Raw genomic sequence first — 25032 nt, 5'->3', positions numbered from 1 at the left:
CGCAGCCCTTCCCACCATCGGTTAGGCCATACGGCAATCGTCAACGGAGATTAGGTGTTACGCGTCAGGAAAGTAATCGCTTGCTGAATATCGCGGGTACGCGGTGTCGGCGGCAAGCTGTTAAGGAACACGGCACCGTACGGACGCATCACCAGTCGATTATCGCAAATCACAATCACACCGCGATCGTCGACATCACGAATGAGGCGACCCACGCCTTGTTTCAGGGTAATCACCGCATCGGGAACCTGCACATCGTCGAACGGCTCACCGCCGCGCAGACGACAATCCTCAATGCGTGCCTTCAGCAGCGGATCGTCCGGTGAGGTAAACGGCAGTTTATCGATAATGACGCAGGAGAGCGTATCACCGCGCACATCCACGCCTTCCCAGAAGCTGCTGGTCGCCACCAGCAAGGCATTACCCGCCGAGACAAACTGTGACAACAGTTGCGCCTTGCCGGTTTCCCCTTGTAACAGCACCGGTAGCGTCAGCGTGGCGCGGAACTCTGCAGCTAAATCGCGCATCATCTGATTCGAGGTACACAGCATAAAACAGCGTCCCTGATTCGCTTCAATCAACGGTCGCAGCATCGCCGCCAGCTTTTTCGCCGCACCGGGACGATTAGTTTCCGGCAGGTTACGAGGGACGCAGAGCAGTGCCTGATTGGCATAGTCAAACGGGCTCGGCAAGAGGAGCGTCTTTGCGTTATCCAACCCCAGCCTATCGGTGAAGTGGAAGAGTTGATCGTTAACAGACAGCGTTGCGGAGGTAAACACCCAGGCCGCGGGCTTCTCCTTGATCAGTTCGCGAAAGCGATCGGCGACGGACAATGGCGTCAGTGCCAATACGAAATGACGCGAATTGCATTCGTACCAGTAGCTGTAGCCCGGCTGTTGAACCTCTTTCAGTCGTTTCAGCCGGTTGCGATAAAGTGTTGCACGTTCAAAGGCAATATCCAGCAGCGCAGAACGGCCGAGTGACAGTTTCGCGACGTCGTAACACAGCTCCAGAGCATCATCCAGCAGCAGCAGCGCACGTTGAAGCGACGGCTGTTCAAGCACATCGCGGAGATTGCCGCGAAACCCCGGGTCGCCCAGCGCCAGCCGGAAGTCCTGCGTACTCTGCGTCAGACGATCGGCACTTTTTTGTAGTTGAGAGGCATCACGTACTTCGGTGCGGTAGGCAATGATGATATCTTTTGCCAAATCCAGCAGTTGGCGGCTGGAAAGCTGTTGGCCAAAATATTGGCTGGCGATATCGGGAATCTGGTGGGCTTCATCGAAAATAACGACATCACTTTCCGGGATCAGCTCGGCGAACCCCGTCTCCTTCACCACCATGTCCGCCAGATAAAGATGATGATTGACCACCACGATATCGGCATCCATCGCTTTGCGCCGCGCCTTCACTACGAAGCATTCTTTATAATGCGGACAGTCGCTGCCCAGACAGTTATCGTTGGTGCTGGTCACTAATGGCCAGATCGCGCTATCTTCGGCCACGCCTGCACAGGTCGTGACATCGCCTTCCGTTGTTTCCGACGACCAGCCGCGCAGCCTGACCAGTTCGCTCAGCGTTTCACCGGGCAAATCACCGCCTCCTAGCGACTGCTGTTCAAGCCGTTCCAGACAGAGATAGTTCGAGCGGCCTTTCAACAGCGCTAATTTGCCTTTGTACTTCAACGCCTGCGCAATCGTCGGTAAGTCACGACTATAGAGCTGATCCTGTAGCGCTTTCGACCCAGTTGAAATGATGACTTTTTTATCTGAACGCAAAGCAGGCGCAAGGTAAGCATAGGTTTTACCCGTTCCGGTTCCTGCTTCCACCACCAGCGCCGTTTTGTCGTCAATGGCCCGCATGACGGCCTGCGCCATCTGCCGCTGTGGTTCACGAGGCTTGAAGCCCGTGATCGCTTTCGCCAGCGCGCCGTCATTAGCAAAATCATCGATTACCCGATCGTTCGTCACGCCAGCTCTCTTTATCAAAGGAATTATTTAGAGTAAATCTATAAGCCTCTAGCCGTTTCAGGCCGCGGCAAAAATATCGCGCTGATTATGCCAAGAGTCACTCGCCGCTACCACCCTAAATCAGGAACCCGTGCCGACAGCTACTGTGTTAGGCTTGGCGATTCGCTTTTATTACGTTAGGAGAAATTTCACCCATGGCGATCACACGCATTAATCCTGAAGCACGCTGGTCAGACGCTGTCATCCACAACAACACGCTCTATTACACCAGCGTGCCGGAGAATTTGGATGACGACGCTCAATCGCAGACGGAAAACGCGCTGAGCACGATAGATGCAGTCCTAAAACAGGCGGGAACGGATAAGAGCACGCTGCTGGACGTGACGATTTTTCTCGCCGACGCCGATGATTTTGCTGCGATGAACGCCGCGTGGGATGCTTGGGTCGTGGCTGGCAGCGCGCCCGTACGCTGTACCGTGCAGGCGAAGTTGATGCATCCGAAATTTAAAGTCGAAATAAAAGCAATAGCGGCGGTATAAACCATAACCCCTTATGTACATATACCTGCCTATGCCCTAAATAATTCGAGTTTCAGGACAAAACGTTAACGGCTTGAACAACGCAAAGCGTTGGCCCGTTAGGGCGAGCATTTAAGTGCGACCAACGCCCATGCAACTTGAAGTTACACAGGTATAGAGGAAGCGCGCTTACTGCTCTTCCTCTTCCTCACCATCGTCAAAATGATATTCATCATCGCTGTCATTAATCATGTCGTCATCGTCAAACATCATCGCGACGTTGCCACCCGTATGGTTTTCGCGAATTTCCGCCGCGACGAGCGCGATAGCCTGTCCACTGCTCATGCCCTCAGACATCAACTCCTGAATGCGCTCTACGGCATCTTGCTGCTGTTTGTGTGTCAGCGCGGGCATACCTGCAATCATGATAATTTCCTGTTTGATCAATTCGCCGTATCATCGCATGCCCGCTTCGGCATACACCAGCATTTCTGCTTTGTGGTACGCTGTGGTCAGTAAAATTGCTGCCATAGTAGACACAACACGAAAAACATGACTGCCGCCAATACGACTCACGTCACTCATACAAGAGATTCTGCAAACGATTCGGCCACCGCGACAGGCTCCGCCGTTCTCTATCACGCGCTGCCTTACTACCCGAACGTATTGCTCGATCGCTTTGCGCCCTTTTCTCAACAGCCGTGGGCTATGTTGCTGCATTCGGGGTTTGCCGATCATCCGCACAATCGCTTCGATGTCATGGTCGCTGACCCGCGAGTCACGCTATGCACGCGGGGGGGCAAGACGGAAATCACAAGTGACGGCGTAACGAATACAGTAGAGAGCGATCCATTTACTCTGCTGCAGCAACAGTTGGATGCATTGGCGCTACCCACCGAAACCCACCTTGATTTCCCTTTTCAGGGGGGCGCACTTGGCCTGTTCGGCTACGATTTGGGGCGTCAGATTGAAACGTTGCCCACACAGGCAGAACAGGATATCGACCTGCCAGACATGGCGATTGGATTATACGACTGGGCGCTGATTGCCGATCATCACCGGCAAACACTAACGCTGATCGTACATCATTCTCTTCAGGCGCGACTTGACTGGTTAGCCAACCCGCCCGTTAACACGACGAAAGTCGGTTTCAACCTCACCAGCGACTGGCAACCGAATATGTCACGCGACGCATACGGTGAAAAATTCTGCAAAATACAGGACTATCTTCTGGCGGGCGATTGCTATCAGGTCAATCTGGCGCAGCGTTTTTCTGCCGCTTATGCGGGCGATGAATGGCAGGCGTTTGTACAACTGTCCGCAGGAAATAAAGCGCCCTTTTCTGCCTTCCTGCGCCTGCCGGAAAATACGGTAATCAGCGTGTCGCCGGAACGCTTTCTCTGGCTGGAAAACAATCACATTCAAACGCGCCCGATTAAAGGGACATTACCGCGCCTCGCAGACCCGGATGCTGATAAACAGCAGGCAGTACGGCTCGCAAGTTCCGAGAAAGATCGCTCTGAAAACCTGATGATTGTCGATCTACTGCGCAACGATATTGGCCGCGTCGCGGTTCCGGGCAGCGTTCGTGTACCTGAGTTGTTCGTCGTCGAACCTTTTCCCGCGGTACATCATCTAGTCAGTACGATTGAAGCACAGCTACCGGAAGATTGCCCTGCCACCACACTGCTACGCGCCTGTTTCCCCGGAGGATCGATTACCGGCGCACCAAAAATCCGTGCTATGCAGATTATTGAAGAACTAGAGCCTCAGCGCCGCAATGCTTACTGCGGCAGCCTCGGTTACATTAGCCTGTGTGGAACCATGGACACTAACATCACCATCAGGACGTTATTAACCGAACACGGCAGAATTTACTGCTGGGCGGGTGGCGGCATCGTCGCCGATAGCCAGGAACAGGCTGAATATCAGGAAACGTTTGATAAAGTGGGCCGCATTCTCCCCCTACTGGAGGATTCCCAAATAACTCAGGTACCGAGTAAATGAGTGAGATCGCCTTGCCGCCAACGGCGTTTGCGCTGAACGACTTTATTACGCGCTTTCAGTTACAGCTTCCACCGTCGCTACGGCCGGTTCATCAACAACGTCAGGCTGCGGTTCTGGTGCCGATTATTTGTCATCCTACGCCCACGCTATTATTGACCCGACGTTCTGCCGATCTCCGTAAGCATGCCGGACAAGTCGCGTTCCCCGGCGGCGCGGCAGACAAAACGGATCGTTCAATCATAGAAACGGCGCTGCGTGAAGCGCAGGAGGAAGTGGCTATCCCACCGGAGAATGTACAGGTGTTGGGCGTGCTACCGCCGTTGGATAGCGTTAGCGGCTTTCAAGTCACGCCCGTCGTCGGGCTGATCGCCGCACAGACACGCTTTCACCCCAATGAAGATGAAGTCGCCGAACTGTTTGAAATGCCGCTGGATGAGGCTTTCGCATTGACGCGCTATTATCCGCTGGATATTGAGCGTAAACAGCAACGGCACCGGGTTTATCTCTCCTGGTATCAGCAGCAGTTTGTCTGGGGACTGACTGCCGCCATCATCCACCAGCTTGCTTTACAGATTTCCGACAGGCCCTAAGTACAAAGCCGCACTCTGCGGCTTTTGCTCGGCACTTCTTTTCTCTCACTAATTATCATCACCTTCAATGCAGCCTTGCCGAACAAAAACCATTCAGATAGATAATTTACAATGACTTAGGTCATATTTGAGATAAGTTAAATTATGCATTGGCATAAGTTTATTTCATGCGAAAAAGAAAGTCTTACAACATATTCCACACTAAAATAGCGCGATTTGACGAGTTTTATTCTAATCTTTGGGTATATACCCACTACAATTCAGGCCATGTCTCGCCAGAATCAGAATCGCCAGGTAGTTTGCAGCAATGACTCTACATAATTCGAGTTTCAGGGCAATACGTTAGCGTTGGCTCTTTAGGGCGAGGCTCATCTTGAAGTGCGACGAGTATAACTATCTGATGGTGATGAAGACGCTGGAAGCAGGCAGCCAGAGAGTAGTGGGTACGATCCTGAGTCTTTGAGGAGTTTCGCGTGATAAGCGTTTTCGACATGTTTAAGATCGGTATTGGCCCCTCTAGCTCTCATACGGTTGGACCGATGAAAGCCGGTAAGCAATTTGTCGATGAATTGATCAATCAGAATTTACTGACTGCGACCACGCGTATTGCCGTCGATGTTTATGGCTCTCTGTCGCTGACGGGTAAAGGCCACCATACGGATATCGCTATCATCATGGGTCTGGCGGGCAACATGCCGGATACCGTTGATATTGATGCGATTCCCGGATTTATCCGTGATGTTGAGCAACGCCAACGCCTGCTGCTGGCTAACGGGCAGCATGAGGTCGATTTCCCACGCGAAGGCGGCATGGTTTTCCGCAGCGAGAATCTGCCACTGCACGAAAACGGCATGACGATCACCGCCTTTGCCAGCAATAAAGAAATTTATAGTAAAACCTATTACTCCATCGGCGGTGGCTTCATCGTTGATGCAGAGAATTTTGGCAAAGATGCCACTACCGATGTCTCCGTTCCCTATACATTCAATTCCGCCAAAGAGATATTGGATCACTGCAAGCAGAGTGGTCTGTCACTTTCCGGGATGGTCATGCGGAACGAGCTGGCGCTACACAGTCGTCAGGATATTGACGCCTATTTTGCTGATATCTGGCAGACGATGCGTGCCTGTATCGATCGCGGTATAAATACCGAAGGCGTTTTGCCCGGCCCGCTGCGCGTTCCACGCCGTGCCTCTGCGCTGCGTCGTATACTGGTGTCTTCCGATAAGCTGTCCAACGACCCGATGAACGTAGTGGACTGGGTTAATATGTTCGCGCTAGCGGTAAATGAAGAAAACGCCGCTGGGGGCCGAGTGGTGACGGCACCAACAAACGGCGCGTGCGGCATCGTCCCAGCTGTCCTCGCCTATTATGATCACTTCATCGAGCCGGTTAGTCCGACCATTTATATTCGTTATTTCCTCGCCGCGGGCGCAGTGGGCATTCTGTATAAAATGAACGCCTCCATCTCCGGTGCCGAAGTGGGCTGTCAGGGTGAAGTGGGCGTAGCCTGCTCCATGGCAGCAGCGGGACTGGCAGAGCTAATGGGTGCTAGCCCGGAACAAGTTTGCGTCGCCGCCGAGATCGGTATGGAACACAATCTGGGCTTAACCTGCGATCCGGTTGCGGGTCAAGTACAGGTTCCGTGTATTGAACGTAACGCGATTGCTTCCGTTAAGGCAATTAATGCTGCTAGGATGGCCATCCGCCGTACCAGTGAAGCACGCGTATCGCTGGATAAGGTGATTGAAACCATGTATGAGACAGGTAAAGACATGAATGCCAAATACCGTGAAACCTCACGGGGCGGATTGGCGATCAAAGTGCAGTGTGATTAAAAGTACTCGGCGATCGAACAGGAGGCGGGGTATCCCCGCCATCCTTTCCCACATCTTCTGGCTATCTCTGAAAATTCAATTTATTTAATAAAGCCGTCTTAATCTTAAAGAGCTAAGCGCTATTTGTCGTAATAGGCAGATATTCAATGATTAAACATTCAGTTTCCTGTTAACAATTTTTCCCACGGGTCATAAGCGGGCGATAACCATGGCTTGGGACGTAAAGAATCAGATAGAAAGTCACGTAAAAGTTGCACTTTAAGGGGCAATAGGATGCGTGTGGGGTAAAGGGCATGTATTTCCAGTGTTTGCGCTTGCCATTCTGGGATAATTTCGACTAATTTCCCTTTTATAATATCACTGTGTACCAGAAAATCTGGTTGCAAGATTATCCCTTGGCTTTCAATCGCGAGAAGTCGGCATGTTGCGCCGCTATTAACATTGAGACGCGGATGGGTGCTAACCTTTACCTGTTCTCTTTTTTCCTTGCAGAATAACCATTCGTTGCCACTGGCGTTATAACTATAAGCAATGACTACATGTTTATCTAAGTCTGTCGGGTGTGTTGGTGTCCCCCGTAAGCGAAGGTATTCGGGTGAGGCGCACAATATCAGACGCGTTGTTGCCAACAGAGAGGATACCAGCGTTGAATCAGGTAAATTGCCGATGCGAACCACTAAATCGTAGCCTTCTTCCACTGGATCGACGTTACGATCAGAAAGAACAATATCAAACTCAACTTTCGGGTTTCTATCCATAAACTGTGCCCATAGTGGAGTCAATTGAAGTACACCGAAATCCTGCGGTACACCGATTCGCAAACGCCCATGAGCTTGATTGGCGCGTGCACAAACTTGATTTTCAGCCTCCTCGATAACCGATAACACCTCTTTACAGCGCTGGTAATAAGTCTCGCCTTCACTCGTCAAAGAAATGCGTCGAGTGGTGCGGTGGAGTAACCTCACACCCAAAAACTTTTCAAGTTCAATAACTTGTCGTGACACTGCCGGTTTAGAAAACCCGGTACTTTCCATCGCTTTGACAAAACTTCCTGCCTTAACTACCGCAACAAAGGTCGTCATCGCCTGCAATTTATCCATAGTCTCCTCCAAAGAGACAATATATCTATTTACCCCTTATTTATCATTATCAGCATTACTAATAAAGTGTCGTTGATACTTTTATTACACGAGGATTACACAATGAGAATTGCCGTTATAGGTACTGGAAATATGGGACAAGGGTTCGTCAAGCAACTTACGTTAGCTGGGCATGAAGTACGTGTAACCGCTCGCGATCTCACAAAAGCCAGAGCGCTTGCCGCTCAATATCCGGGGGCTGTGGCAGTCGAGTCTGGTGGCGCGTTGCAGGATTCAGACATAGCGATTTTGGCGGTAGGTTACAACGATGCGCACTCCGCATTACGCTCGCTTGGCGATCTAAAAGGGAAAGTGATTGTTGATATAACCAACCCACTCACAGCCGACTACATGGGACTAACCCTTGGGCATAGCACCTCAGCGGGAGAAGAAATCGCAAAAATGGTTCCGGAGGCTATTGTTGTTAAAGCATTTAACACCATTTTTGCTCAAGTTTTGTCAGAAGGAGCAAAATTCGCCCAAAATGCCACTGTCCCTGCTTTTTATGCCACAGATAGCGAATCCGCAAAAGAATCTGTCCGTGAATTAATCGAAAGTATAGGGTTCTCTCCAATATATTCGGGTGGCCTAAAAAATTCACGTTATCTGGAGCCGCTTGGCGGACTCAATATTTATTTTGGGTACGGAGCAAATAAAGGCACTCAAATTGCGCCGACTTGGATTAGTCGTATTTAAATCACTATTTATTATTTTTTCGAGATAACTATGCCACGTACAAAATTGACTCAACTCTCTCTCGCTTTAACCATACTTTGTGTTTCTTCATTTTCTTTTGCGGAACAGAAATCAACAGATATTGTTAGTCCTATTACGAACAAAGTTTTGCCATATAAGGCGAGTCCTTCAGAAGCACGTAAAGCGGGTCGCGTAGCTTATGATAAGCCAACGCCTGAAAACAGCATTATGCTGTTTGTCGATCACCAAGTGGGTTTGATGGCAAGTGTTCGAGACTTTCAACAGGCATCAGGCTATAAAAATAATGTTATTGCCTTGGCGCAGATGGCGAAGGCATTGAATATTCCCGTATTAATTACAAGTTCCAATGCACAATGGCAAAATGGCGATACACTGCCGGAATTGAAAGAAATATTCAAAGATCAGCCGATTTACCGTCGTACGGGTATTATCAATGCTTATGAAGATCCGACGTTCCGTAAAGCTTTAGAAGATTTAGTGGCTAAAACTGGGCGTCGGCACATTATCATTTCCGGTGTCACATTGGGAACGTGTGTAACCTTACCGACGTTAGCAATGATCAATGATGGGTACCAAGTATATCCTGTTGTTGATGCATCTGGTGCATGGAGCAAATACGAAGCAGATGCCGCGATGCAGAGAATGACCGCAGCAGGCGCTGAGCTTGAAAGTGTGTTTGCGCTGGGTGCTGAGTTACAGGCAGACTGGAAAAACCCAACCGCTGACGCGATGCTTCCACCATTTATTAATGGATTGCCAGAATATGGCTGGGTATTACAGAACTATTGGAACAATGCTAACCAACATACCGTTCCAGACCCGTTCAAAGTGGTGAAGTAATATACATCCGAACCAAACAAGTAAACACCCTGTCAGCGCACCGCTCACAGGGTGTCATATCACTTCGTTCATCTGGAATCAGAGACCTGATTCCAGATTATTTATGACTCGCAAAGCGCTAATTACGCGGATTCATCCTCTTCCCGATCGACGATACGTTCTACACGCACCAGTTCAATACGGTATTCGGAAACCTCAATGATATGGAAGCGCAGGTTGTACAACTCGATGATGGCACCGACTTTCGGGAACTCATCGCTATGTGCCAGCAGCATCCCCGCCAGTGAAGCATACTCTTCCTTCGGATCAACCAGAACGCTGCTATCCACTACCTGTTGTAAAGCGTGGAGGTCCGTTCCGCCTTTCACCAACCAACCTTCGCCGTCTGGGATGATATCCAACGTTTCGTCTTCATCCGGGAATTCACCCGCAATCGCTTCCAGCACGTCCAACGGCGTCACCAACCCTTGCACCACACCAAACTCGTTGGCGATGATAACCAGACTACCTTTCGCACGACGCAGAACGGGCAGCAGGTTTATCACATCCAGCGTTTCCGGCACCACAATTGGCGGATTGGCGGCGGCATAGCTTTCCACATCGGTCTGTGTTTCCAACGCCACCAGCAGATCTTTAGCACGGACGACACCGATAATTTCATCCAGAGAGCCGCGACATATTGGGAACAGGCTGTGAGGCGTGTCCAGCAATTGCATCCGGATCTGTTCGACAGAACTGCCACTATCCACCCAGGAAATTTCAGTACGCGGCGTCATCACGCTACGCAGCGAACGCGAGGCTAATGTCAGCACACCGCTGATCATATTGCGCTCTTCTTCGGCGAATTCCTCTGTCGTGAGTTTCTTCTGCGGTTCATCCGCATCTACGTCGTCCGTGTTTTTACGTGCGCCCATCAGGCGCAGAATGGCCTCGGCGGTACGTTCACGCAAAGGTCGGTGCGACTGATGTTTCATAAAGTTATGACGGGCAATTTGGTTAAACAGTTCGATCAAGATAGAGAAACCAATCGCTGCATACAGATAACCTTTCGGAATGTGGAAACCGAAACCTTCCGCCATCAGGCTCAGACCAATCATCAGCAAGAAGCTGAGACACAGGACAACCACCGTTGGGTGCTCGTTGACGAAATTGGTCAGTGGCTTAGAAGCAATCAGCATGACGCCCATTGCAATGATCACCGCCGTCATCATGACGCCCAAGTGATCGACCATCCCCACCGCGGTAATGACGGCATCCAGCGAGAATACGGCATCCAGCACGACGATCTGCGCAACCACCGCCCAGAAACTGGCATGAGCGCGATTGCCGTTGCCATCGTGCGTTTTATTCTCTAGCCGTTCATGCAACTCCACTGTGGCTTTAAACAGCAGGAATACCCCGCCGAACAGCAGAATCAGGTCACGACCCGAGAAACTGAAATCGCCAACGCTAAACAATGGACGCGTCAGTGTGACCATCCAGGAAATCAAAGACAACAGGCCCAGACGCATGAACAACGCCAGGCTTAAACCGATAATGCGGGCTTTATCTCGCTGCTTGGGGGGTAATTTATCCGCCAAAATGGCGATAAACACCAAATTGTCGATACCCAGAACAATTTCAAGTACCACCAGCGTCAATAGGCCTGCCCAGATTGAAGGATCTAGCAAAAATTCCATGTCAGACTCCAGAAAATGAACGAGCAGATGACATCAATGCATGAACCGCATTGAATGGTAATAAAAAGAGTTGATGTGAATCAGAGAGATTCTGAATGTGGTCTGAGTGACCAGCTGTGTACAGAAAACCGCCAGCATTAGCGGGAAAACAGAGAACAGTTTGTCGGTGACAGTCCATGGGAAGGGCTGATGCCCGGTGCTCCTAAGCAATTTATGGGATGTTTACTCTAACAGGTTGTTACCATTTTTCACAAAGAATTTCGTAGACCAGCTTCGCATTGATAACGCGTTCAAATTTTCCTATTTCGCCCCATTTTAGCCCCCTGCTTAACTGGTCAGCATTAGAGCATCATCACACTATTTATTTTTTCGATAAGTAAAATAAATCCGTCAGTCACGATTTCTCGCCTGACAACCTGGAGGAACACAGTGAATGTCATGAATCCACGGTAAAATTTTTTCTTGCAGCCATACTAATACCGCGACGGTTAACATTCAGTAGCTCAGCGTTAACCCTGTTTCCTGACACATTGACTCTTTTGATCGTGAACGTGAGGAGGTAGCAAGTGAGTATTGCAATCATGTTATGCACTCACGGCGCCACTGCGGGACCGCTGTTAAAGACAGCAGAAATGATTCTTGGCGAACAAAGTAATGTCGCCTGGATCGATTTCGTTCCCGGAGAAAACGCCGAAACATTGATAGAAAAATATCAGGAAAAACTCACGCACTTAGACACATCGCAAGGCGTGCTGTTTCTCGTTGATACCTGGGGCGGCAGCCCGTTTAACGCCGCCAGTCGCCTCGTCACTGACAAAGAAAACCATGATGTTATCGCCGGTGTGAATATCCCCATGCTAGCGGAAACCTTTATGGCTCGGGATGATAATCCGTCCTTCTCCGATCTGGTTTCTATCGCACTGGAAGCCGGCAGAGATGGCGTAAAAGCCCTGAAGCATCAGGAAAAACTCAAAGCAGCTCCTCTTTTTCCCCCACCGCCCCCCAAATCCAACGCTGTACCTATACCGGCAGGTCCCGGCGAACATATGAAGATTGGGTTGGCACGTATCGACGACCGTCTTATTCATGGCCAGGTCGCCACCCGCTGGACGAAAGAAACCAATGTTTCGCGCATTATTGTTATCAGCGATGAAGTCGCTGCCGATCACGTGCGTAAAACGTTGCTGACTCAGGTTGCGCCACCGGGCGTTACCGCGCACGTGGTGGATGTGGCAAAAGCCGTTCGTGTTTATGACAACCCAAAATATGCTGCCGATCGCGTGATGCTACTATTCACCAATCCGACGGATGTATTAACGTTGATCGAAAATGGCGTAAAAATCACCTCGGTCAATATTGGTGGGATGGCATTCAAACAGGGGAAAACGCAGGTAAATAATGCCGTCTCTATCGATGAGAAGGATATTGTGGCATTCCGTGAATTAGATAAACGCGGTATTGAATTGGAGGTTCGGAAAGTATCAACCGATTCTCGGATTAAAATGATGGACTTGATTAACAAAATGCCGCGTTGATGCCTGTCGCGATACGAAGGTTATTAACGCTAACATCACCATCAATAATAGTTTTATAGACCTGACGATTTTCAAAGTATGCATTTATGTCGGTATTGAAAAGCTTTATGTCGACATAGAAAATCAATAGGGATGGCGATTTATTTTTACTCAGACGCATTTTATAGGAGAAGTACGATGGAGATTACCACACTTCAAATTGTGCTGATATTTATCGTCGCGTGTGTTTCGGGGATGGGTTCGATTCTCGATGAATTCCAGTTCCACCGTCCACTCGTCGCTTGTACGCTGATTGGCGCAGTATTAGGTGATTTAAAAACCGGGATCATTATTGGCGGTACGCTAGAAATGATCGCGCTAGGCTGGATGAACATCGGTGCGGCAGTCGCACCGGATGCGGCGCTGGCTTCCATTATCTCAACCATTCTGGTTATTGCTGGTGGCCAAGGGATCGGCGCCGGGATTGCTCTGGCGATTCCACTCGCCGCTGCGGGGCAAGTATTAACCATCATTGTTCGTACCATCACGGTTGCGTTCCAGCATGCAGCAGACAGTGCGGCAGAGCGAGGTAACCTGACGGCCATCAGTTGGATTCACGTTTCCGCCCTGCTGCTTCAAGCGATGCGTATCGCGATTCCTGCCGTTATTGTCGCAGTCTCTGTTGGTACTGACGCCGTTCACGCCCTGCTGAACTCCATCCCAGACGTCGTCACCAACGGTTTGAATATCGCCGGTGGGATGATTGTTGTCGTCGGTTACGCGATGGTCATCAACATGATGCGGGCGGGCTACCTGATGCCGTTCTTCTATCTTGGCTTCGTTACCGCCGCGTTCACTGAGTTCAATCTGGTCGCTCTGGGCGTAATCGGTATTGTGATGGCGGTGCTGTATATCCAACTCAGCCCGAAATATAACAAGGTTCAAGGCCAGTCTGTTACATCAGGCAATAACGGTCTTGATAACGAACTGGATTAACAGGAGTGAGAAAAATGGTCGAAAATACGAATGTCAAAAAACTCACTGACGGCGATATCCGCGCGGTGTTTATCCGTTCCAACCTGTTTCAAGGTTCCTGGAACTTTGAGCGTATGCAGGCACTCGGTTTCTGTTTTTCCATGGTGCCAGTGATTCGTCGTCTTTATCCTGAAAATTCAGAAGAGCGTAAGCAAGCGATAAAGCGCCATCTGGAATTCTTCAATACACAGCCTTTTGTTGCCGCTCCGATACTCGGCGTAACCATGGCAATGGAAGAGCAACGAGCTAACGGTGCCCCCATTGATGACGCAGCGATAAACGGCCTAAAAGTCGGTCTGATGGGGCCATTGGCTGGCGTCGGCGACCCGATATTCTGGGGCACCGCACGTCCGGTATTCGCTGCGCTAGGCGCGGGGATTGCCATGAGCGGCAGCCTGCTAGGACCGGTCCTCTTCTTTGTCCTGTTTAACCTGATTCGCCTGCTGGTACGTTACTATGGCGTCGCCTACGGCTACCGCAAAGGGATCGATATCGTTAGTGATATGGGCGGCGGCTTCCTGCAAAAAATGACCGAAGCGGCCTCTATCCTCGGTTTGTTCGTTATGGGGGCATTGGTTAATAAATGGACGCACGTCAACATTCCGATGGTGGTGTCGACGGTGACAAACCAAAACGGGGAAACCACGGTAACCACGGTTCAATCCATCCTTGACCAGCTCATGCCGGGGCTCGTTCCCCTACTGCTGACGTTCGGCTGTATGTGGCTGTTACGGCGCAAGGTGAATGCGCTGTGGCTGATTATGGGTTTCTTCGCCATTGGTATCTTCGGATACTGGATCGGCCTGCTCGGCGTGTAATACTCAATAGCCGGGCGTAAACGCGTCCGGCTGTTTTTTTATTCACGGACACCTAACGGACAAGGAAAATACGGATGACGATGACAGATATCGCGCTGGTGGTGTTGATTGCTTTAGCACTGGCTTATGCCATCTATGACGAGTTCATCATGGATAAACTCAAAGGAAAAACACGGCTCCTCGTGCCTTTAAAGAGAATGAACCGGCTCGATACGCTGATTTTCATCGGTTTAGTGGGCATTCTTATTTATCAGAATGTGATGAGTAATGGTGCCATCATCACAACCTATCTTTTGATTTCCCTGGCCTTCATGGCGTGCTATCTGGCCTATATTCGCCGCCCCAAACTGCTGTTTAAATCAACCGGTTTCTTTTATGCGAATATATTCATTCCTTATAGCAGAATTAAAAATATGAATTTATCTGAGGATGGGATATTAGTTATCGACCTTGAGAAACGCCGTTTATTGATACAGGTTACTCAGCTCGATGATTTAGAAAAAATATATAAATTTATGATTGATAATCAATAAGGTAAGTTTTCGTTAAAATCATTTAAATAGCCTGAAATATGCCCCTCATGTTTTGATGGTATTTTAACCTCAATAACCTTGACGTTATTTTATACAATTTTTCGTTACCATCCGCCAAATGAAAATAATTATCAATTGCATTGTTAACACCTAAAACTTTTAGTGTTGTTTGCATCATAAATAATATGGTAAGGTTGCGCCGTCATTGGGGAGTAGCCGATTTCTGATTAATTACTATTCATAGTAACTCGTCAGAAATGCTCGTATCAACATACTCGTTCTATCTCCATATTATCGGAGCATAAAGCGTGGTGCGGGCGGCCAAGCGTGATTGGCAGGCGAGACCATAGACACGTAGCATCATCATTCGGGTTGGGGATGATCTGCGTGTATATGGTTAATCGTCCAGCCGAGGCTATAGTTTACAATGAATATGTCAGCAACACTTATCCTAGCATTTGCTATGTCAATGGATGCCTTCGCCGCGTCAATCGGTAAAGGTGCCGTCCTGCATAATCCCCGTTTCCGTGATGCGATCCGTACTGGTCTCATTTTTGGCGTTATCGAAGCGATCACCCCGCTCATCGGCTGGGCGCTTGGTTTTTTTGCCAGTCAATATATTCTCGAATGGGATCATTGGGTTGCATTTACGCTGCTATTGATTCTCGGTGGCCGCATGGTCATTGAAGGGCTTAAAGACTCTCCCGACTGCCGCTGTGAAAAAGTCAAAAATCATAGTCTGGCGCTGTTGGTCTGCACAGCCATTGCCACCAGCCTGGATGCAATGGCTATTGGCGTTGGTTTGGCTTTCCTTCAGGTCAATATTTTCCATACTGCAATGGTTATTGGTTGTGCCACAATGATTATGGTTACGCTTGGGATGATGATTGGCCGCTACATCGGTCCGATTCTCGGTAAAAAAGCAGAAATTATAGGTGGGCTGGTTCTGATTGGTATCGGCTGTAATATCCTGTACGAACATCTCGGCTAGGCGGCCAGATATACCCGTCATACTTCACGTTGCTTGTGCGTTGGCAGCCCTTACTCACCCCAGTCACTTACTTATGTAAGCTCCTGGGGATTCGCGCAGTTGCCGCCTTCACGCAACGCGAATTATTTAGGGTATAAAAGCAACGGGCAGTCCACTATCGTGCTGCCCGTTTTTATTCTTGCCGATCACACGCCAGCATCACTATCAACACGCTGATGGAGGCGGATAATAAAATCCGTTTCACAACTAAACTGAGTGGTTGTCTGTAACCGCTGGCTGACTTCTGGCGTTGCTCGCCAGGCGAAAGGCGTCATTTGCAATAGCGCAGCAGCCTCACTTCCAGATAACTGCATGGGATACGCGAGTGTCTGCCGATCCATAAGCTGAAAACCTGCGAGCACTTCATCTTTGCTCGGGTGCAATAACACCTCATCGTAAACTTCCGACTTCAGCTGATAAAGATGTCGAGGCCCCGGAGACACCGTCACCACCCAGCCGCCAATCTTAATAGTACGCTGTAACTCCGCGTCATTACACGGCGCATAAATCTTTACCACAGCATCAAGGGATTGATCGCGAAAAGGTAACCTCTGGCTGGAAGCAACACAGAACTCAACGTTGTCATACCGCTTTGCCGCACGTTGAATCGCCGCTTTAGACACATCCAACCCATATATCGTCATCGCCCTGCGCGATGTAAGACGATGTGCAAGCTCTGCGGTGTAATACCCTTCCCCACAGCCAATATCCAGCAACGCTGCGGCGTCATCCGCCACAATATTATCAAGCTGTTGAGCAACAGCATCGCGTAGCGGTTGATAATGACCAGCCTCAAGAAAGCTGCGCCGGGCTTGCATCATTTCCGCACTATCGCCGGGTTGTTTCGAACGTTTAAACTGCACTGGCAACAGGTTGACGTACCCTTCTTTCGCACAGTCAAAACTATGTTTACCACACGTCCATTGCCGCGGGTGTCGCTCCAGAGGTAACTGGCATAGCGGACACTGATAACTCATCGGCACATTTTCCTCATTAAAAACGTCTTTATTGCATCACGGATGCAGATAAACGCAGACAACAAAAAACCCGCACCATGGCGGGTTTTGCAACAGAGCTGTAAAATTACAGCGCAGTGACGTTTACTGCGGAAGGACCTTTCTGGCCATCCTGAATTTCGAATTCTACGTTCTGGCCTTCAGCCAGAGTTTTGAAGCCGTTGCCTTGAATTGCAGAGAAATGTACGAATACATCTTTGCTGCCGTCAGCAGGAGTGATGAAACCAAAGCCTTTAGACTCGTTGAACCACTTAACCTGACCTTTAATCTTTGCCATTTCAAATATTTCCTTTAATTGTTTAAACCGCCAAAAAGGCGTTATACAGACAAACCAAAGTCGTTACTGCTTGAGGCACTAAGATAAGGATCGGCAGAGAAGCAACATGCAACGCTAAAGGTTGTACTTAAGTCTTCTTTACTGAAAATGCCATTCATATACAGAACTGTACCTCGTTTTACCCAGAAGGGTTATTACACACTATGAAAACGATGGCAAGGGCTTTTTTATCAGTCATGGATGTGCCGCACAAATTCACATCACCACTGGTTCATTAATACACGATAACGCAGTCTGACACCTATATTCACAAGCACCGTCTGACGCTAAGCAATAAGCAGATATCAGATTCTATTATGTAAAAAAATACGCGATAGCTGTCGCAATTCAAGCAAAAACACGCATGTAATCATAACAAAAAGCTATAATTCGCGTTCTTATATGAAGAGAGATTGACCATTAACGAAAAGCGTGCCAGATATCGGCCACGCTTATATCAATGTTTAAAAACGATTGTCATTTTTATGCTATCTATATCTTTTGCATTAATACATTACATAATAGAAATTATTTATAGCCTAACCTTTCATTACGCTGGAAATTAACTTGTTTGAACCAGCAGCACTATTAGTGCCATCAAAAAAGTCAATAAGGCCAAACTTGCCAACTTCCAACGTCGTTCCGATTTTGTGCTCATATCACTGACAATCCTTTTGTATAAAATAGAGACATCTCTCACATTCTTTATGGTTTATCGGCAAACATCGGAACTTTCTTAAGGTTACAGAGGATTTCTCTCGTTTTTTGGCGTAAATTTCACCATGTACATAGCTATGTATAGCTGCAAGACAGTTCACCACCGTTACCGTTAGACTTTTGTTGTAACCTTAAGTACGATTCATTAAATTGAAGCAGTATTTCTGTTACCAAAGGAGCATGATGCGTTCCTTATTCACGCAAGCGCGTGCTACGTGCCTGCGAACAGTGATTTTTTGTGTCATGAGACACCCTCCAAGATTAACTCCCCGCTTTTCTCTGCCGCTTGACTTAAATGATATTGATAATTATTCTCAAATGACATTTTCACGGTTTGTAAGGATATCCGCATGATTGGCTTTCACATCCCTTTGCCTGCCCTATTTCGCCGTGTCGCGCTGCCGTGCGCATTGCTGCTTTTAGCCAACACATCCGCTCAGGCGGCTGAAAAGCTTAAAGTCATCACCACCTTTACCATCATTCAGGATATCGCACAGAATATTGCAGGTGATGCCGCGACAGTTGAATCCATCACCAAACCCGGGGCAGAAATTCACGATTATCAACCGACACCACGTGATATCGTGAAGACACAGTCTGCACAGCTGGTGCTGTGGAACGGTATGAATCTCGAACGCTGGTTTACGCGCTTTTTCGAGAATGTGAAAAATGTACCCGCCGTTGTGGTAACGGAAGGCATCACACCGCTTCCTATTCGTGAAGGTGCCTATAATGGCAACCCGAACCCGCATGCCTGGATGTCTCCCTCCAATGCATTAATTTATATTGAAAATATCCGCAAAGGTCTGATTCAAGCCGATCCGGCCAATGCAGAGACATACAACCGTAACGCGAAAGCCTATGCTGAAAAGATTAAGGCTCTCGACGCACCGTTGCGTGAACGTCTCGCCCGCATCCCAGAACAGCAGCGTTGGTTAGTCACCAGTGAAGGCGCATTTAGCTATCTGGCGAAGGATTATCAGTTCAATGAAGTTTACCTCTGGCCAATCAATGCCGATGAGCAAGGTTCGCCGCAGCAGGTGCGCCGAGTGATTGACACCGTGCGTGAAAAGGCTATCCCTGTGGTATTCAGCGAGAGCACTATTTCCGATAAACCAGCGAAACAGGTCAGCAAAGAAACGGGGGCGAGATATGGCGGCGTGCTGTATGTTGATTCGCTGTCTACAGAAAAAGGCCCAGTGCCGACCTATATCGACCTGTTACAAGTGACGGTGGAAACTATCGCTAAAGGATTTAATCAATGAGTAGTGATCGAGCAGTACAGTCATTAGAAGTCAATGATGTTTCGGTTACTTACAGCAACGGGCATCAGGCCATTCGCCACGCCTCATTTTCTCTGGCTGGCGGTACGATCTGCGCCTTGGTTGGCGTAAACGGTAGCGGAAAATCGACGTTGTTCAAAAGCATCATGGGGTTGGTCAAGCCAACCTCAGGGCAGGTACTGCTCAATCAGCAACCGATCTACCAGGCGCTGAAACAGAATCTGGTTGCCTATGTTCCACAAACAGAAGACGTGGACTGGAATTTCCCCGTTTTGGTCTCCGACGTGGTCATGATGGGACGTTATGGAAGAATGAATTTCCTGCGCATCCCCAGTAAACAAGACCGCGCGATTGTGGCGGAATCGCTGGAGCGTGTTGGGCTTTCATCGCTACAACATCGTCAGATCGGTGAACTGTCTGGTGGGCAGAAAAAGCGCGTTTTCCTGGCGCGAGCACTGGCTCAGCAAGGCAGTGTTTTGCTGCTGGATGAGCCCTTTACCGGTGTAGACGTCAAAACAGAGAATGCGATTATCGATCTGCTTCGCACCTTGCGCGACGAAGGGCATTTGATTCTGGTGGCAACGCATAACCTCGGCAGCGTTCCCGAGTTTTGCGACAACGTTATTTTGGTCAATCGCACCGTTTTAGCCGCAGGACCGACGCACAGTACCTTTACCCAAAGCAATTTGGAGAAAACGTTCGGCGGCGTTCTACGGCACATCAACCTCGGGGGATCTCATCTTCATGATGACGACGATGTCCGCTCGGTGACGGTGTTGACAGATGATGAGCGTCCGGCTGTGTTCTATGGTTCGACTAAGAGCGATCCTCCTGCATCACGCGTGATACCGGAGGAGAAAAAGCCCTGATGATCGATATCCTGTTGCAGCCATTCAGCTATAACTACATGGTCAAAGCGATCTGGGTCAGCGCGATAGTCGGCGGCGTGTGCGCGTTTCTTTCTGCCTACCTGATGCTGAAAGGCTGGTCGTTGATGGGTGATGCGCTCTCCCACTCCGTCGTCCCCGGCGTTGCCGGTGCCTATGCCTTGGGCCTGCCCTACGCGGCTGGTGCATTTTTTACCGGTATGCTCGCTGCACTGGCAATGACCCTAATCCGTCACATTACCCGATTACGCGAAGATGCGATTATCGGCTTTATTTTCTCAACGTTTTTCGCCGTCGGTCTGCTGATTATTTCGCTCAATCCGACATCGGTTAACGTGCAGTCCATCATTTTCGGCAATATTTTGGGCATCGCCGACGAAGATGTCCTGCAGGTTGAAATCATTATCGGCGTGACGTTCGTGATTCTCTGCCTGCTGTGGAAGGATTTGCTGGCTGTGTTCTTTGATGAGAACCATGCCCGCTCGATTGGTCTTTCCCCTCTGAAGCTAAAAATTCTGTTTTTTACGCTGCTGAGTGCCTGTACTGTTGCGGCGCTGCAAACCGTCGGGGCAATTTTGGTCATCGCGATGGTGATTACGCCGGGTGCTACGGCTTATCTGCTCACCGACCGCTTTGGTCGTCTGGTTGTGATTTCTATTGCACTCGGCGCGATCACCAGCGCGGTAGGCGCGTATCTGAGCTTCTTCCTTGATGGTGCAACCGGCGGCGTGATTGTCACATTGCAAACCGTCGTATTTCTGTTGGCGTTTGTCTTTGCACCCAAGCATGGGTTACTCGCATCGCGCCGCCTGCGGTTACGCGATCAATCAGGAGATGCATTATGACGCTCATTAGCTGGCTAATTGATCCCCTATCCTATCCGTTCATGCAGCGTGCGCTACTCGCCGCGGTGGTAACCGGAACCGTTTGTGCAGTCCTGTCCTGTTATCTGGTGCTGAAAGGCTGGTCGCTAATGGGCGATGCCATCTCTCATGCCGTCTTGCCTGGTATCGTTGTTGCGTTCTTGCTGGGGATCCCTCTGGTTATAGGGGCTTTCGTTTCCGGTATTTTTTGTGCGGTAGCAACGGGGTACGTGAAAGAACACAGTCGGGTCAAAGAAGATACCGTAATGGGAATTATCTTTTCCGGCATGTTTGCGCTGGGGCTCGTTATGTTTGCGCGCATCGATACCGATCAGCATCTGAACCACATTCTGTTTGGCAACGTGCTGGGCATCACTCAGCAAGAACTGACGCAAATATTACTGATTGCAGGGGTGACGCTGGCTATAATCTTGTTAAAACGTCGAGACTTCATGCTGTACTGCTTCGATCCCAATCATGCCCGCGTCATTGGTCTGCCCGTTAAGCTGCTGCACTACGGGTTGCTGAGCCTGCTGGCGATGACCATCGTCGCGTCCTTACAGGCCGTCGGCGTTATTTTAGTGATCGCGATGCTGATTGCACCGGGCATTATTGCCTTCATGATCTGTAAACGTTTCGAGCGCATGGTGCTTGTCGCCACGCTGGTTTCCGTCATTTCTTGTATTGCTGGCACCCTGATCAGTTTCTATATTGATGGCGCAACCGGCCCTTGCATCGTCATCGTTCAGGCGCTGTTCTTCACGCTGGCGTTGACTTACCACCAGCTTAAACAGCGTCGTCAGGCGGCATCTCAGGCTGTCACCGACGCGCTGTAATATCCTCAGCCTTTTAGCATGACGTAACCGGAAATAGCCGTCGGTTACGTCATTAAATGCTTTATTTCACTGCCTTATCTGCCGGATTGAGCGTCATCCTAACTCCGCTATTGTTAATTCCGACTATACTTGTTTCTCGCTATCTCAACCTATCGGTATCACTGTGCTGTATACCTGTAATACTTCAAGCTGCATGTGCGTTGGCTGCGTTCACTCACCCGAATCACTTACATGAGTAAGCTCATCGGGATTCTTTCTCTTGCCGCCTTCCTGCAACTCGAATTATTTGAGGTATAGATTCCATTTTTATTGCGCTCAATGAGTTACCGTAAACGAATCACCCCAGTGAACAGCATTGTATCGGGCAACATCAACGGGAGGATGACCTTATGTGGCAAGCTATCAGCCGACTTTTGGAAGAGCATCACGGTACTGCGGATATTCAGGAACACCGCGAATTACCCGGCGGTGAAATACACCCAGCCTGGTACGTCCGCTACGGTGAGCATGACGTCTTCGTAAAATGCGATAGTCGTGAAATGCTGGCTAAATTCACAGCTGAAGCCGATCAGCTTCACCTACTGAGCCGCAGTAATGCGGTTCGTGTGCCTAAGGTGTATGGTGTCGGTAGTTCACGTGATTATAGCTTCCTGCTTCTGCAATATCTGCCCGTCAAACCGTTAGATGCCCACAGTGCCTGGTGTTTGGGCGAACAATTAGCACGTCTACATCAGTGGAGCGATCAGCCACAGTTTGGGCTAGATTTCGATAACGATCTCTCGACAACGCCGCAGCCAAACAGCTGGCAGCGACGCTGGGCGACCTTTTTTGCCGAACAGCGAATCGGGTGGCAATTGCAGCTAGCGGCAGAAAAAGGGATGCATTTTGGCCACATTGAAACACTGATCGCACGCGTCGATGAACGTCTCGCCGGGCATCAGCCTCAGCCGTCGCTCTTGCACGGTGACCTGTGGCCGGATAATTGTGCGAATAGTCAGGATGGAGGGTATCTGTTCGACCCGGCCTGCTATTGGGGAGACAGAGAGTGCGATTTGGCAATGCTGCCACGCTATCCGGCCCTACCCGCACAGATTTATGATGGTTACCAGAGCGTATGGCCGCTGGATAAAGACTTTATCGATCGCCAACCCATTTACCAGATTTACTATCTGCTTAACCGTGCCAATCTTTTCGGCGGCAAGAATATTGTTGAGGCGCAACAGCTCATCGAGCGACAGCTTTTAAGCTAATGTGAGATGTTTGATGTAAGGCAGGTAGGGAGTTTTAGCGTCTGGCGCAAAAGTTGCGCCAGACCGTCATTCAGACTGGCAATCCTAGTAGGCGTAATACCATGTAGCCAGCACCAGCGATAATCACTGGCAGGATGTAAAGCGGAAAGAATTGCACAAAAATCGTGTGTCCGGGAACAACGACCCGTGACTCCAAGGTCTCACGTGTGTTTCCTGTTTCACCTTTCATTTTTTCCAAAATCATTTGATCTTCAATACCTTCCCGAATTGCCTTCGCCTGACGAGACATCCGAGCGCCCGAAACCTGCAACGCCAGGCCAATGAAAATCAGGATGTAGATCAGCCAAAACATCAGCGTCGCCGCACTGAAAAAACGCGTAAAATCCGGTACTGGCGAGTTGTACCAAAAAATGTTCAGGAAAGACGTATTAAAGCGCACCATGTCGACCATTAGATGCAAAAAATCCAGAAGAACCGCGTCAATACCCTGTTTCTTCTGGGTGTAAGCGTAGAGATAGTTAGCCAGCGAGACGAAAGTCGAAAGCAGCGCAGGAATAAAAAGGATCCATCCGGCAATACGTTTAACTACGGCAATACGGCCAGCCTGTTGATACGTCATGAGAACCCCTTCTTAGCGACGCAACATTGGTAATGTATCGTTTTAGTACGACGGGTAGCCTACTGTAAGTTTACGTGCAGTCAACACTTTATCTCCCGCACCGCCTGATAAGCCACAATAGCAACGTTATACCCGTCATACTTCAAGCCACGCGTTACGTAGTCCTTCATAGCGTCGCTCTGACGAGCCAACGCTCCGAGTTGTTCAAAACGCTAGCGTTTTGTCCAGCAACTCGACTTATTTAGGGTATAGTTTACCATTAAATTTTCTTTTTCTTTGCTGACGGAGACAGTGGTATGTCCTTTGATTCCTCTATACGAGCGGCTATTTTCGATATGGATGGGCTGCTGATCGACTCAGAACCATTGTGGGATAAGGCCGAGCTGGAGGTGATCGCCTCACTGGGCGTAGATATTTCGCTACGACACGCAATGAAAGATACCCTGGGTTTACGCATCGATATGGTTGTCGAGCTTTGGTATCAGCACTCTCCCTGGGCTACCCCAAGCCGGGATGAGGTTGTCCGCCGTATTATCAAGCGTGCCATCGAACTCGTTGCCGAACAGCGCCCTCTTCTGCCTGGCGTCGAACATGCGCTGCAACTATGTCGTGAACAGAATCTCAAGATCGGACTTGCTTCAGCTTCACCGCTCCACATGCAGCAGCAGGTGCTGCGTATGTTTAATCTGGATCACTACTTTGATGTCCTGATGTCAGCCGAGACGCTGCCGTACAGTAAACCTCATCCAGAAGTGTATTTGAATGCAGCAAACGGACTCGGCGTTTCTCCTGCGCAGTGCGTTACGTTGGAAGATTCGGTGAATGGTATGATCGCAACCAAAGCAGCGCGCATGCGCTCTATCGTTATTCCACAGGCTGAATTTCTCGCTGACGCACGCTGGGCGCTAGCCGACTATAAGTTGGATTCTCTGAATCAGCTGACCGCTGAACATTTGGTGTAGGAATAAAGAAGTAGAAGAATAGAAAAAAGCAGAAGTTGCAGGATATGACGAAAGC

Annotated in this window: 25 protein-coding genes; 17 read left to right on the top strand and 8 right to left on the bottom strand. The window is 49.4% G+C overall.

Translation table 11 applies throughout. The features are described from left to right. Positions 1 to 50: 50 nt before the first annotated feature. The gene (locus GZ59_RS10520; RefSeq protein ID WP_011093931.1) at positions 51 to 1970 is read right to left on the bottom strand and encodes a DNA repair helicase YoaA; all 1920 of its coding nucleotides are present in this window, start codon (positions 1968 to 1970) and stop codon (positions 51 to 53) included. Positions 1971 to 2164: 194 nt separating this feature from the next. Here GZ59_RS10520 and GZ59_RS10515 point away from each other — a divergent pair, with 194 nt between their 5' ends. Then, positions 2165 to 2509 carry a RidA family protein gene (locus GZ59_RS10515; RefSeq protein ID WP_011093932.1) on the top strand — a complete coding sequence of 115 codons (345 nt, stop codon included), beginning with the start codon at positions 2165 to 2167 and terminating at the stop codon, positions 2507 to 2509. Between the two features lie 168 nt (positions 2510 to 2677). On the opposite strand, the gene GZ59_RS10510 is transcribed toward GZ59_RS10515, so the two are convergent. Then, positions 2678 to 2914, bottom strand: coding sequence for a YoaH family protein (locus tag GZ59_RS10510; protein WP_011093933.1), 237 nt, complete (start codon positions 2912 to 2914; stop codon positions 2678 to 2680). A 126-nt stretch (positions 2915 to 3040) separates the two neighbouring features. Between GZ59_RS10510 and pabB the strand changes: the two genes are divergently transcribed. The 3 genes from pabB to GZ59_RS10495 all read left to right on the top strand — a co-directional run bounded on the left by pabB (position 3041) and on the right by GZ59_RS10495 (position 6923). Then, the gene (gene pabB / locus GZ59_RS10505; protein ID WP_011093934.1) at positions 3041 to 4495 is read left to right on the top strand and encodes an aminodeoxychorismate synthase component 1; all 1455 of its coding nucleotides are present in this window, start codon (positions 3041 to 3043) and stop codon (positions 4493 to 4495) included. Continuing rightward, positions 4492 to 5085 carry a CoA pyrophosphatase gene (locus GZ59_RS10500; protein ID WP_039291662.1) on the top strand — a complete coding sequence of 198 codons (594 nt, stop codon included), beginning with the start codon at positions 4492 to 4494 and terminating at the stop codon, positions 5083 to 5085. The genes pabB and GZ59_RS10500 overlap by 4 nt, the downstream gene beginning before the upstream one ends. A gap of 473 nt (positions 5086 to 5558) precedes the next feature. Continuing rightward, complete coding sequence (locus GZ59_RS10495; protein WP_011093936.1) at positions 5559 to 6923, top strand: L-serine ammonia-lyase; 1365 nt, start codon at positions 5559 to 5561, stop codon at positions 6921 to 6923. A 158-nt stretch (positions 6924 to 7081) separates the two neighbouring features. Here the strand turns inward: GZ59_RS10495 and GZ59_RS10490 are convergent, their stop codons facing one another. Then, positions 7082 to 8023, bottom strand: a complete 942-nt coding sequence (locus tag GZ59_RS10490) for a LysR family transcriptional regulator (RefSeq protein WP_039291659.1) — start codon at positions 8021 to 8023, stop codon at positions 7082 to 7084. 102 nt (positions 8024 to 8125) lie between these two features. Between GZ59_RS10490 and GZ59_RS10485 the strand changes: the two genes are divergently transcribed. Together GZ59_RS10485 and GZ59_RS10480 are read left to right on the top strand one after the other, a co-directional pair. Next, a complete protein-coding gene (locus GZ59_RS10485; RefSeq protein WP_039291656.1) occupies positions 8126 to 8758 on the top strand; it encodes an NADPH-dependent F420 reductase in 633 nt (210 codons plus the stop codon). Between the two features lie 30 nt (positions 8759 to 8788). Beyond that, complete coding sequence (locus tag GZ59_RS10480) at positions 8789 to 9619, top strand: isochorismatase family protein (RefSeq protein ID WP_080641315.1); 831 nt, start codon at positions 8789 to 8791, stop codon at positions 9617 to 9619. A gap of 122 nt (positions 9620 to 9741) precedes the next feature. Here the strand turns inward: GZ59_RS10480 and GZ59_RS10475 are convergent, their stop codons facing one another. Then, a complete protein-coding gene (locus tag GZ59_RS10475) occupies positions 9742 to 11298 on the bottom strand; it encodes a TerC family protein (RefSeq protein ID WP_011093940.1) in 1557 nt (518 codons plus the stop codon). A gap of 566 nt (positions 11299 to 11864) precedes the next feature. Here GZ59_RS10475 and manX point away from each other — a divergent pair. From manX to mntP, 5 genes are all read left to right on the top strand, one after another. Beyond that, positions 11865 to 12833 carry a PTS mannose transporter subunit IIAB gene (gene manX, locus GZ59_RS10470; protein WP_039291652.1) on the top strand — a complete coding sequence of 323 codons (969 nt, stop codon included), beginning with the start codon at positions 11865 to 11867 and terminating at the stop codon, positions 12831 to 12833. Between the two features lie 177 nt (positions 12834 to 13010). Then, positions 13011 to 13808, top strand: coding sequence for a PTS mannose/fructose/sorbose transporter subunit IIC (locus GZ59_RS10465; protein WP_039291647.1), 798 nt, complete (start codon positions 13011 to 13013; stop codon positions 13806 to 13808). Positions 13809 to 13822: 14 nt separating this feature from the next. Beyond that, positions 13823 to 14665 carry a PTS mannose transporter subunit IID gene (locus GZ59_RS10460; protein WP_011093943.1) on the top strand — a complete coding sequence of 281 codons (843 nt, stop codon included), beginning with the start codon at positions 13823 to 13825 and terminating at the stop codon, positions 14663 to 14665. 74 nt (positions 14666 to 14739) lie between these two features. After that, on the top strand, positions 14740 to 15198 hold the full coding sequence (locus tag GZ59_RS10455; RefSeq protein ID WP_011093944.1) for a DUF986 family protein: 459 nt from the start codon (positions 14740 to 14742) through the stop codon (positions 15196 to 15198). Between the two features lie 427 nt (positions 15199 to 15625). Beyond that, a complete protein-coding gene (mntP, locus tag GZ59_RS10450; RefSeq protein WP_039291644.1) occupies positions 15626 to 16189 on the top strand; it encodes a manganese efflux pump MntP in 564 nt (187 codons plus the stop codon). A gap of 185 nt (positions 16190 to 16374) precedes the next feature. On the opposite strand, the gene rlmA is transcribed toward mntP, so the two are convergent. The 3 genes from rlmA to GZ59_RS23510 form a co-directional block, all read right to left on the bottom strand. Continuing rightward, positions 16375 to 17205, bottom strand: a complete 831-nt coding sequence (gene rlmA / locus GZ59_RS10445; protein ID WP_039291641.1) for a 23S rRNA (guanine(745)-N(1))-methyltransferase — start codon at positions 17203 to 17205, stop codon at positions 16375 to 16377. Between the two features lie 106 nt (positions 17206 to 17311). Continuing rightward, complete coding sequence (cspE, locus tag GZ59_RS10440; RefSeq protein WP_005968829.1) at positions 17312 to 17521, bottom strand: transcription antiterminator/RNA stability regulator CspE; 210 nt, start codon at positions 17519 to 17521, stop codon at positions 17312 to 17314. A gap of 41 nt (positions 17522 to 17562) precedes the next feature. Further along, complete coding sequence (locus GZ59_RS23510) at positions 17563 to 17679, bottom strand: DUF2627 domain-containing protein (RefSeq protein WP_085996916.1); 117 nt, start codon at positions 17677 to 17679, stop codon at positions 17563 to 17565. A gap of 948 nt (positions 17680 to 18627) precedes the next feature. Between GZ59_RS23510 and GZ59_RS10435 the strand changes: the two genes are divergently transcribed. The 5 genes from GZ59_RS10435 (at position 18628) to GZ59_RS10415 (ending at position 23396) form a co-directional block, all read left to right on the top strand. Continuing rightward, positions 18628 to 19542 carry a metal ABC transporter substrate-binding protein gene (locus GZ59_RS10435; RefSeq protein ID WP_039291638.1) on the top strand — a complete coding sequence of 305 codons (915 nt, stop codon included), beginning with the start codon at positions 18628 to 18630 and terminating at the stop codon, positions 19540 to 19542. Continuing rightward, on the top strand, positions 19539 to 20429 hold the full coding sequence (locus GZ59_RS10430; protein ID WP_039291635.1) for a manganese/iron ABC transporter ATP-binding protein: 891 nt from the start codon (positions 19539 to 19541) through the stop codon (positions 20427 to 20429). The genes GZ59_RS10435 and GZ59_RS10430 overlap by 4 nt, the downstream gene beginning before the upstream one ends. Then, a complete protein-coding gene (locus GZ59_RS10425) occupies positions 20429 to 21292 on the top strand; it encodes a metal ABC transporter permease (protein WP_011093949.1) in 864 nt (287 codons plus the stop codon). The genes GZ59_RS10430 and GZ59_RS10425 overlap by 1 nt, the downstream gene beginning before the upstream one ends. Then, the gene (locus tag GZ59_RS10420; RefSeq protein WP_011093950.1) at positions 21289 to 22146 is read left to right on the top strand and encodes a metal ABC transporter permease; all 858 of its coding nucleotides are present in this window, start codon (positions 21289 to 21291) and stop codon (positions 22144 to 22146) included. The genes GZ59_RS10425 and GZ59_RS10420 overlap by 4 nt, the downstream gene beginning before the upstream one ends. A gap of 389 nt (positions 22147 to 22535) precedes the next feature. After that, positions 22536 to 23396 carry a fructosamine kinase family protein gene (locus GZ59_RS10415; RefSeq protein ID WP_039291632.1) on the top strand — a complete coding sequence of 287 codons (861 nt, stop codon included), beginning with the start codon at positions 22536 to 22538 and terminating at the stop codon, positions 23394 to 23396. Positions 23397 to 23466: 70 nt separating this feature from the next. Here GZ59_RS10415 and GZ59_RS10410 read toward each other — a convergent pair whose 3' ends face one another. Continuing rightward, a complete protein-coding gene (locus GZ59_RS10410) occupies positions 23467 to 24015 on the bottom strand; it encodes a YniB family protein (RefSeq protein WP_039291629.1) in 549 nt (182 codons plus the stop codon). Positions 24016 to 24311: 296 nt separating this feature from the next. Between GZ59_RS10410 and hxpB the strand changes: the two genes are divergently transcribed. Then, entirely contained in the window at positions 24312 to 24977 is a 666-nt protein-coding gene (gene hxpB / locus GZ59_RS10405; RefSeq protein ID WP_039291627.1) for a hexitol phosphatase HxpB, read from the top strand. The last annotated feature ends 55 nt before the right edge of the window (positions 24978 to 25032 follow it).

The organism is Pectobacterium atrosepticum, from assembly GCF_000740965.1.
In the GTDB taxonomy this organism is placed as follows: domain Bacteria; phylum Pseudomonadota; class Gammaproteobacteria; order Enterobacterales; family Enterobacteriaceae; genus Pectobacterium; species Pectobacterium atrosepticum.
The sequence above is the reverse complement of the archived record's forward strand: the minus strand, read 5'-3'. Positions and strand labels throughout refer to the sequence as shown.